Raw genomic sequence first — 7,863 nt, 5'->3', positions numbered from 1 at the left:
CTGACCGCTGCCATCACTACCGTACTGGCTAAAACCTACGGCGGTGCTGCTCGCGCATTCGATCAGATCGATAACGCGCCGGAAGAAAAAGCTCGTGGTATCACCATCAACACCTCTCACGTTGAATATGACACCCCGACTCGCCACTACGCGCACGTAGACTGCCCGGGCCACGCCGACTATGTTAAAAACATGATCACCGGTGCTGCGCAGATGGACGGCGCGATCCTGGTTGTTGCTGCGACTGACGGCCCGATGCCGCAGACTCGTGAGCACATCCTGCTGGGTCGTCAGGTAGGCGTTCCGTACATCATCGTGTTCCTGAACAAATGCGACATGGTTGATGACGAAGAACTGCTGGAACTGGTAGAGATGGAAGTTCGTGAACTGCTGTCTCAGTACGATTTCCCGGGCGACGACACGCCGATCGTTCGTGGTTCTGCTCTGAAAGCGCTGGAAGGCGAAGCAGAGTGGGAAGCGAAAATCATCGAACTGGCTGGCTTCCTGGATTCTTACATCCCGGAACCAGAGCGTGCGATTGACAAGCCGTTCCTGCTGCCGATCGAAGACGTATTCTCCATCTCCGGTCGTGGTACCGTTGTTACCGGTCGTGTAGAGCGCGGTATCATCAAAGTTGGCGAAGAAGTTGAAATCGTTGGTATCAAAGAGACTGCCAAGTCTACCTGTACTGGCGTTGAAATGTTCCGCAAACTGCTGGACGAAGGCCGTGCGGGTGAGAACGTAGGTGTTCTGCTGCGTGGTATCAAACGTGAAGAAATCGAACGTGGTCAGGTACTGGCTAAGCCGGGTACCATCAAGCCGCACACAATGTTCGAATCCGAAGTGTACATTCTGTCCAAAGACGAAGGCGGCCGTCATACTCCGTTCTTCAAAGGCTACCGTCCGCAGTTCTACTTCCGTACAACTGACGTGACTGGCACCATCGAACTGCCGGAAGGCGTAGAGATGGTAATGCCGGGCGACAACATCAAAATGGTTGTTACCCTGATCCACCCGATCGCGATGGACGACGGTCTGCGTTTCGCAATCCGTGAAGGCGGCCGTACCGTTGGTGCGGGCGTTGTTGCTAAAGTAATGAGCTAATTATTTACTCATTAGTTCTGCACTTAAAAAGGGCGCTTCGGCGCCCTTTTTGCTGCCTGTGATTTGGTTGTCACATTTACTCGCAATTTTTACTTCGCTCCCGTTGCGTAGAGAGAATTGTGCTATTGTAATCATAACTATTCTCATTTACACTCTGCGCAGAAATTGAACGGGAGCGATCATGTACGTTTGTTTGTGTAATGGTGTAAGTGATAAAAAAATTCGCCAGGCGGTACGTCAGTTTCATCCTCAATCCTTCCAACAGTTACGCAAGTTTATACCTGTGGGAAATCAATGTGGTAAATGCGTTCGGGCAGCACGCGAAGTGATGCAGGATGAGTTAATGCAAATGCCAGAATTTAAAGAGATCGCCTGAGTCACACTCTTTTTTTTGACATCCCTGTAGCCCCATCTATGCTCTGGAGAGTGGAAGCGGAGGGACTATAAAATGAAAGGTGATGTTAAAATCATAAATTATCTCAATAAACTATTGGGAAATGAGCTTGTCGCGATCAACCAGTATTTTCTCCATGCACGTATGTTCAAAAATTGGGGACTTACCCGCCTCAATGACGTCGAGTACCATGAATCCATCGATGAGATGAAACACGCGGATAAATATATTGAGCGTATTTTGTTCCTGGAAGGGATCCCGAACCTGCAGGATCTCGGTAAGTTGGGGATTGGCGAAGATGTTGAAGAGATGCTGCAGTCCGATCTCAGATTAGAGCTCGAAGGGGCGAAAAACTTACGTGAAGCGATCGCCTATGCTGATACCGTTCATGATTATGTCAGCCGGGATATGATGATCGAAATCCTCGCGGATGAAGAAGGGCATATCGACTGGCTGGAGACTGAACTGGATCTCATCTCGAAAATTGGCCTGCAAAATTATCTGCAGTCGCAAATTAAAGTGACCAGTTAATCGCTTCAGAAGTGAAACGGTAACATCCGGTGATGAAACCCGCAGCCGCCAGAAATGGCCCAAAAGGCAGCGGGTTTTTTAATACCGACTTTCCATGAATTATCCCCAATGCTGCGATACCAGAACACGCCAACAGCGCCGCCCAAAAGACCAAAAATGGTAATGACATCCACCCATGCCAGGCACCCAGCGCGGCAAGGAGTTTCACATCACCATAGCCGAGTCCTTCTCTCTTACGAACCAACCGATAGCTCCAGTAGATAAAGGCAAAACTGGCGTAGCCTGCAATGGCACCCCATACGGCATCTGCAAGTTGTGCCGGGATGATGCACAGGTGAAAGAGGAGTCCGCCCCATAGCAATGGGCAGGTAAACCGGTCCGGCAGTTGTCCGCTGCGCACATCGCAGAAACTAAGAGACAAAGACAATGCGGTATATAGCAGCAGAAAGGGCAGGGCAGCGACCATCAGGTATCCTCCATCAATCCTGTCGCTACTTTAAAGAAGGCTAATGAGGGAGCAAGGTACTATTATGAGTATTGCGAGCGACTTTCCTGCTCAATTGCCGCGTTTCATTCACTACATAAAAGCCTGGAACCCTACTCGCATTACGGACGAAGTGATTAATATCTACGCGACACTTGCTTCAGTCTGATATTTACGTATAATGCGCGGGCTTGTCTTAATCGACGGCAGGTTCGATTTGAACCTCAGATAGCCGATTTGGCTATCTAACAATGCTCCCAATCGGGGGGCTACGTAAGAACGGTTACACTCTCCCATCAATCGTAATGGGTCTGAGGAGTAATCATTTTCGTTTATAAAATAATTGGAGCTCTGGTCTCATGCAGAACCAAAGAATCCGTATCCGCCTTAAAGCGTTTGATCATCGTCTGATCGATCAATCAACCGCGGAAATCGTCGAGACTGCTAAGCGCACTGGTGCGCAAGTCCGTGGTCCGATCCCGCTGCCGACCCGCAAAGAGCGCTTCACCGTTCTGATCTCTCCGCACGTTAACAAAGACGCGCGCGATCAGTACGAAATCCGCACTCACAAGCGTCTGGTTGACATCGTTGAGCCAACCGAGAAAACCGTTGATGCTCTGATGCGTCTGGACCTGGCTGCCGGTGTAGACGTGCAGATCAGCCTGGGTTAATCAGGTCATCGAGCGATTGAGAGGTTGATACAATGATTGGTTTAGTCGGTAAAAAAGTGGGTATGACCCGCATCTTCACTGAAGATGGCGTCTCTATCCCAGTAACCGTAATCGAAGTTGAAGCAAACCGTGTTACTCAGGTTAAAGACCTGGCTAACGATGGCTATCGTGCTGTTCAGGTTACCACCGGTGCTAAAAAAGCTAACCGTGTAACCAAGCCGGAAGCTGGCCATTTCGCTAAAGCTGGCGTTGAAGCTGGCCGCGGCCTGTGGGAGTTCCGTCTGGCTGAAGGTGAAGAATTCACCGTTGGTCAGAGCATCAGCGTAGAACTGTTTGCTGAAGTTAAAAAAGTTGACGTAACTGGCACCTCTAAAGGTAAAGGTTTCGCTGGTACCGTTAAGCGCTGGAACTTCCGTACCCAGGACGCGACTCACGGTAACTCCTTGTCTCACCGCGTTCCGGGTTCTATCGGTCAGAACCAGACTCCGGGCAAAGTGTTCAAAGGCAAGAAGATGGCAGGTCAGCTGGGTAACGAACGTGTAACCGTTCAGAGCCTGGACGTAGTACGTGTTGACGCTGAGCGCAACCTGCTGCTGGTTAAAGGTGCTGTCCCGGGTGCAACCGGTAGCGACCTGATCGTTAAACCAGCTGTGAAGGCGTAAGGGGATAGCAATGGAATTAGTATTGAAAGACGCGCAGAGCGCGCTGACTGTTTCCGAAACTACCTTCGGTCGTGATTTCAACGAAGCGCTGGTTCACCAGGTTGTTGTTGCTTATGCAGCTGGTGCTCGTCAGGGTACTCGTGCTCAGAAGACTCGTGCTGAAGTAACTGGTTCCGGCAAAAAGCCGTGGCGCCAGAAAGGTACCGGCCGTGCGCGTTCAGGTTCTATCAAGAGCCCGATCTGGCGTTCCGGTGGCGTGACCTTCGCTGCTCGCCCGCAGGACCACAGTCAAAAAGTTAACAAGAAGATGTACCGCGGCGCGCTGAAAAGCATTCTGTCCGAACTGGTACGTCAGGATCGTCTGATCGTTGTCGAGAAGTTCTCTGTTGAAGCGCCTAAAACTAAGCTGCTGGCACAGAAACTGAAAGACATGGCTCTGGAAGATGTGTTGATCATCACCGGTGAGCTGGACGAAAATCTGTTCCTCGCAGCACGTAACCTGCACAAGGTTGACGTTCGCGATGCAACGGGTATCGACCCGGTTAGCCTGATCGCCTTCGACAAAGTCGTAATGACTGCTGATGCTGTTAAGCAAGTTGAGGAGATGCTGGCATGATTCGTGAAGAACGTCTGCTGAAGGTGCTGCGTGCACCGCACGTTTCTGAAAAAGCGTCTACTGCGATGGAAAAAACTAACACCATCGTTCTCAAAGTTGCTAAAGACGCGACCAAAGCAGAGATCAAAGCTGCTGTGCAGAAACTGTTTGAAGTCGAAGTCGAAGTCGTTAACACCCTGGTAGTTAAAGGGAAAGTTAAACGTCACGGACAGCGTATCGGTCGTCGTAGCGACTGGAAAAAAGCTTACGTCACCCTGAAAGAAGGCCAGAATCTGGACTTCGTTGGCGGCGCTGAGTAAGTCGGAGGAGTAATACAATGGCAGTTGTTAAATGTAAACCGACATCTCCGGGTCGTCGCCACGTCGTTAAAGTGGTTAACCCTGAGCTGCACAAGGGCAAACCTTTTGCTCCGTTGCTGGAAAAAAACAGCAAATCCGGTGGTCGTAACAACAATGGCCGTATCACCACTCGTCATATCGGTGGTGGCCACAAGCAGGCGTACCGTATTGTTGACTTCAAACGCAACAAAGATGGTATCCCGGCAGTTGTTGAACGTCTTGAGTACGATCCGAACCGTTCCGCGAACATCGCGCTGGTTCTGTACAAAGACGGTGAGCGCCGTTACATCCTGGCCCCTAAAGGCCTGAAAGCTGGCGACCAGATCCAATCTGGCGTTGATGCTGCAATCAAACCAGGCAACACCCTGCCGATGCGCAATATCCCGGTTGGTTCTACCGTTCATAACGTAGAAATGAAACCAGGAAAAGGCGGTCAGCTGGCACGTTCCGCTGGTACTTACGTTCAGATCGTTGCTCGTGATGGTGCTTATGTCACCCTGCGTCTGCGTTCTGGTGAAATGCGTAAAGTCGAAGCAGACTGCCGTGCAACTCTGGGCGAAGTTGGCAATGCTGAGCATATGCTGCGCGTTCTGGGTAAAGCAGGTGCTGCACGCTGGCGTGGTGTTCGTCCGACCGTTCGCGGTACCGCGATGAACCCAGTCGACCACCCACATGGTGGTGGTGAAGGTCGTAACTTTGGTAAGCACCCGGTAACTCCGTGGGGCGTTCAGACCAAAGGTAAGAAGACCCGCAGCAACAAGCGTACTGATAAATTCATCGTACGTCGCCGTAGCAAATAATTTTAGAGGATAAGCCATGCCACGTTCTCTCAAGAAAGGTCCTTTTATTGACCTGCACTTGCTGAAGAAGGTAGAGAAAGCGGTGGAAAGCGGAGACAAGAAGCCCCTGCGCACTTGGTCCCGTCGTTCAACGATCTTTCCTAACATGATCGGTTTGACCATCGCTGTCCATAATGGTCGTCAGCACGTTCCAGTATTCGTAACCGATGAAATGGTCGGTCACAAACTGGGTGAATTCGCACCGACTCGTACTTATCGCGGCCACGCTGCTGATAAAAAAGCGAAGAAGAAATAAGGTAGGAGGAAGAGATGGAAACTATCGCTAAACATCGCCATGCTCGTTCTTCTGCTCAGAAGGTTCGCCTTGTTGCTGACCTGATTCGCGGTAAGAAAGTGTCGCAGGCTCTGGATATTCTGACCTACACCAATAAGAAAGCGGCTGTACTGGTCAAGAAGGTACTGGAATCTGCCATTGCTAACGCTGAACACAACGATGGCGCTGACATTGACGATCTGAAAGTTACGAAAATTTTCGTAGACGAAGGCCCGAGCATGAAGCGCATTATGCCGCGTGCAAAAGGTCGTGCAGATCGCATCCTGAAGCGCACCAGCCACATTACTGTGGTTGTGTCCGATCGCTGAGACTCTGGAGACTAGCAATGGGTCAGAAAGTACATCCTAATGGTATTCGCCTGGGTATTGTAAAACCATGGAACTCTACCTGGTTTGCGAACACCAAAGAATTCGCTGACAACCTGGACAGCGATTTTAAAGTACGTCAGTACCTGACTAAGGAACTGGCTAAAGCGTCTGTATCTCGTATCGTTATCGAGCGTCCGGCTAAGAGCATCCGTGTGACTATTCACACTGCTCGTCCGGGCATCGTTATCGGTAAGAAAGGCGAAGACGTAGAAAAACTGCGTAAGGTCGTAGCGGATATCGCTGGCGTTCCTGCACAGATCAATATCGCCGAAGTTCGTAAGCCTGAACTGGACGCAAAACTGGTTGCTGACAGCATCACTTCACAGCTGGAACGTCGCGTTATGTTCCGTCGTGCGATGAAGCGTGCTGTACAGAACGCAATGCGTCTGGGCGCTAAAGGGATTAAAGTTGAAGTTAGCGGCCGTCTGGGCGGCGCGGAAATCGCACGTACCGAATGGTACCGCGAAGGTCGCGTACCGCTGCACACTCTGCGTGCTGACATCGACTACAACACCTCTGAAGCGCACACCACTTACGGTGTAATCGGCGTTAAGGTATGGATCTTCAAAGGCGAGATCCTGGGTGGTATGGCTGCTGTTGAACAACCGGAAAAACCGGCTGCTCAACCTAAAAAGCAGCAGCGTAAAGGCCGTAAATAAGGAGCGTCGCTGATGTTACAACCAAAGCGTACAAAATTCCGTAAAATGCACAAAGGCCGTAACCGCGGTCTGGCTGCTGGCGCGGATGTTAGCTTCGGCAGCTTCGGTCTGAAAGCTGTTGGCCGTGGTCGTCTGACTGCCCGTCAGATCGAAGCAGCACGTCGTGCTATGACCCGTGCAGTTAAGCGTCAAGGTAAGATCTGGATCCGCGTATTCCCGGACAAACCGATCACTGAAAAGCCGCTGGCAGTGCGTATGGGTAAAGGTAAAGGTAACGTGGAGTATTGGGTTGCCTTGATTCAGCCGGGTAAAGTCCTGTATGAAATGGACGGCGTACCGGAAGAGCTGGCCCGTGAAGCATTCAAGCTGGCAGCAGCGAAACTGCCGATTAAAACCACCTTTGTAACTAAGACGGTGATGTAATGAAAGCAAAAGAGCTGCGTGAGAAGAGTGTTGAAGAGCTGAACACCGAGCTGCTGAACCTGCTGCGTGAGCAGTTCAACCTGCGTATGCAGGCTGCAAGTGGCCAGCTGCAACAGTCTCACCTGTTGAAGCAAGTGCGTCGTGATGTCGCACGCGTTAAGACTTTACTGACTGAGAAGGCGGGTGCGTAATGACCGATAAAATCCGTACTCTGCAAGGTCGCGTTGTTAGCGACAAAATGGAGAAATCCATTGTTGTTGCTATCGAACGTTTTGTGAAACACCCGATCTACGGTAAATTCATTAAGCGTACGACCAAACTGCACGTACATGACGAGAACAACGAATGCGGTATCGGCGACAAGGTTGAAATCCGTGAATGCCGTCCGCTGTCCAAGACTAAGTCCTGGACGCTGGTTCGCGTTGTAGAGAAAGCGGTTCTGTAATACAGTACGCGTTCTCAACGAATAAACGGCTCAG

Annotated in this window: 15 protein-coding genes; 14 read left to right on the top strand and 1 reads right to left on the bottom strand. The window is 50.8% G+C overall.

Annotation, left to right across the window (positions count from 1 at the left end):
* The 3 genes from tuf to bfr form a co-directional block, all read left to right on the top strand.
* Window positions 1-1,104, top strand: a 1,104-nt coding sequence (gene tuf / locus OGY35_RS06820) for an elongation factor Tu (protein WP_286631780.1), incomplete at its 5' end; no start/stop codon positions are given.
* A gap of 181 nt (window positions 1,105-1,285) precedes the next feature.
* Window positions 1,286-1,480 carry a bacterioferritin-associated ferredoxin gene (gene bfd / locus OGY35_RS06815; RefSeq protein WP_012135433.1) on the top strand — a complete coding sequence of 65 codons (195 nt, stop codon included), beginning with the start codon at window positions 1,286-1,288 and terminating at the stop codon, window positions 1,478-1,480.
* Between the two features lie 72 nt (window positions 1,481-1,552).
* Complete coding sequence (gene bfr / locus OGY35_RS06810; RefSeq protein ID WP_042326254.1) at window positions 1,553-2,029, top strand: bacterioferritin; 477 nt, start codon at window positions 1,553-1,555, stop codon at window positions 2,027-2,029.
* Here bfr and OGY35_RS06805 read toward each other — a convergent pair.
* On the bottom strand, window positions 2,013-2,495 hold the full coding sequence (locus OGY35_RS06805; protein ID WP_152400214.1) for a prepilin peptidase: 483 nt from the start codon (window positions 2,493-2,495) through the stop codon (window positions 2,013-2,015). The genes bfr and OGY35_RS06805 overlap by 17 nt on opposite strands.
* Before the next feature lie 377 nt (window positions 2,496-2,872).
* Here OGY35_RS06805 and rpsJ point away from each other — a divergent pair, with 377 nt between their 5' ends.
* Genes rpsJ through rpsQ form a run of 11 tightly spaced genes read left to right on the top strand, consistent with a single transcriptional unit; the run spans window position 2,873 to window position 7,829 of the window.
* Window positions 2,873-3,184, top strand: a complete 312-nt coding sequence (rpsJ, locus tag OGY35_RS06800) for a 30S ribosomal protein S10 (protein ID WP_001181005.1) — start codon at window positions 2,873-2,875, stop codon at window positions 3,182-3,184.
* Window positions 3,185-3,216: 32 nt separating this feature from the next.
* Window positions 3,217-3,846, top strand: a complete 630-nt coding sequence (gene rplC, locus OGY35_RS06795) for a 50S ribosomal protein L3 (RefSeq protein ID WP_042326256.1) — start codon at window positions 3,217-3,219, stop codon at window positions 3,844-3,846.
* Between the two features lie 10 nt (window positions 3,847-3,856).
* Window positions 3,857-4,462 carry a 50S ribosomal protein L4 gene (gene rplD / locus OGY35_RS06790; protein WP_000424395.1) on the top strand — a complete coding sequence of 202 codons (606 nt, stop codon included), beginning with the start codon at window positions 3,857-3,859 and terminating at the stop codon, window positions 4,460-4,462.
* Window positions 4,459-4,761, top strand: coding sequence for a 50S ribosomal protein L23 (gene rplW / locus OGY35_RS06785; protein ID WP_000617546.1), 303 nt, complete (start codon window positions 4,459-4,461; stop codon window positions 4,759-4,761). The genes rplD and rplW overlap by 4 nt, the downstream gene beginning before the upstream one ends.
* A gap of 17 nt (window positions 4,762-4,778) precedes the next feature.
* Window positions 4,779-5,600 (top strand): 50S ribosomal protein L2, encoded by an 822-nt coding sequence (gene rplB / locus OGY35_RS06780; RefSeq protein ID WP_000301864.1) that lies wholly within the window; start codon window positions 4,779-4,781, stop codon window positions 5,598-5,600.
* A 16-nt stretch (window positions 5,601-5,616) separates the two neighbouring features.
* Window positions 5,617-5,895 (top strand): 30S ribosomal protein S19, encoded by a 279-nt coding sequence (gene rpsS / locus OGY35_RS06775; RefSeq protein WP_001138117.1) that lies wholly within the window; start codon window positions 5,617-5,619, stop codon window positions 5,893-5,895.
* A 14-nt stretch (window positions 5,896-5,909) separates the two neighbouring features.
* Entirely contained in the window at window positions 5,910-6,242 is a 333-nt protein-coding gene (gene rplV, locus OGY35_RS06770; protein WP_000447529.1) for a 50S ribosomal protein L22, read from the top strand.
* Window positions 6,243-6,259: 17 nt separating this feature from the next.
* Entirely contained in the window at window positions 6,260-6,961 is a 702-nt protein-coding gene (gene rpsC, locus OGY35_RS06765) for a 30S ribosomal protein S3 (protein ID WP_000529945.1), read from the top strand.
* 12 nt (window positions 6,962-6,973) lie between these two features.
* The gene (gene rplP / locus OGY35_RS06760) at window positions 6,974-7,384 is read left to right on the top strand and encodes a 50S ribosomal protein L16 (RefSeq protein WP_000941208.1); all 411 of its coding nucleotides are present in this window, start codon (window positions 6,974-6,976) and stop codon (window positions 7,382-7,384) included.
* A complete protein-coding gene (rpmC, locus tag OGY35_RS06755) occupies window positions 7,384-7,575 on the top strand; it encodes a 50S ribosomal protein L29 (RefSeq protein WP_000644742.1) in 192 nt (63 codons plus the stop codon). The genes rplP and rpmC overlap by 1 nt, the downstream gene beginning before the upstream one ends.
* On the top strand, window positions 7,575-7,829 hold the full coding sequence (rpsQ, locus tag OGY35_RS06750; RefSeq protein WP_002438707.1) for a 30S ribosomal protein S17: 255 nt from the start codon (window positions 7,575-7,577) through the stop codon (window positions 7,827-7,829). The genes rpmC and rpsQ overlap by 1 nt, the downstream gene beginning before the upstream one ends.
* Window positions 7,830-7,863: the final 34 nt, after the last annotated feature.

Source organism: Citrobacter sp. Ct235 (genome assembly GCF_030332305.1).
Taxonomy (GTDB): Bacteria; Pseudomonadota; Gammaproteobacteria; order Enterobacterales; family Enterobacteriaceae; genus Citrobacter_A; species Citrobacter_A telavivensis.
This window is presented reverse-complemented; position numbering and strand designations above follow the sequence as displayed.

Excerpts from the sequence above, each read along its gene's own strand:
- rpsC (WP_000529945.1), top strand. The coding sequence starts at position 6,260 with ATGGGTCAGAAAGTACATCCTAATGGTATTCGCCTGGGTATTGTAAAA.
- rplW (WP_000617546.1), top strand. The coding sequence starts at position 4,459 with ATGATTCGTGAAGAACGTCTGCTGAAGGTGCTGCGTGCACCGCACGTT.
- rplP (WP_000941208.1), top strand. The coding sequence starts at position 6,974 with ATGTTACAACCAAAGCGTACAAAATTCCGTAAAATGCACAAAGGCCGT.
- rpsJ (WP_001181005.1), top strand. The coding sequence starts at position 2,873 with ATGCAGAACCAAAGAATCCGTATCCGCCTTAAAGCGTTTGATCATCGT.
- rpsQ (WP_002438707.1), top strand. The coding sequence starts at position 7,575 with ATGACCGATAAAATCCGTACTCTGCAAGGTCGCGTTGTTAGCGACAAA.
- rplD (WP_000424395.1), top strand. The coding sequence starts at position 3,857 with ATGGAATTAGTATTGAAAGACGCGCAGAGCGCGCTGACTGTTTCCGAA.
- rplV (WP_000447529.1), top strand. The coding sequence starts at position 5,910 with ATGGAAACTATCGCTAAACATCGCCATGCTCGTTCTTCTGCTCAGAAG.
- rpmC (WP_000644742.1), top strand. The coding sequence starts at position 7,384 with ATGAAAGCAAAAGAGCTGCGTGAGAAGAGTGTTGAAGAGCTGAACACC.
- bfr (WP_042326254.1), top strand. The coding sequence starts at position 1,553 with ATGAAAGGTGATGTTAAAATCATAAATTATCTCAATAAACTATTGGGA.
- rplC (WP_042326256.1), top strand. The coding sequence starts at position 3,217 with ATGATTGGTTTAGTCGGTAAAAAAGTGGGTATGACCCGCATCTTCACT.
- rplB (WP_000301864.1), top strand. The coding sequence starts at position 4,779 with ATGGCAGTTGTTAAATGTAAACCGACATCTCCGGGTCGTCGCCACGTC.
- bfd (WP_012135433.1), top strand. The coding sequence starts at position 1,286 with ATGTACGTTTGTTTGTGTAATGGTGTAAGTGATAAAAAAATTCGCCAG.
- OGY35_RS06805 (WP_152400214.1), bottom strand. The coding sequence starts at position 2,495 with ATGGTCGCTGCCCTGCCCTTTCTGCTGCTATATACCGCATTGTCTTTG.
- rpsS (WP_001138117.1), top strand. The coding sequence starts at position 5,617 with ATGCCACGTTCTCTCAAGAAAGGTCCTTTTATTGACCTGCACTTGCTG.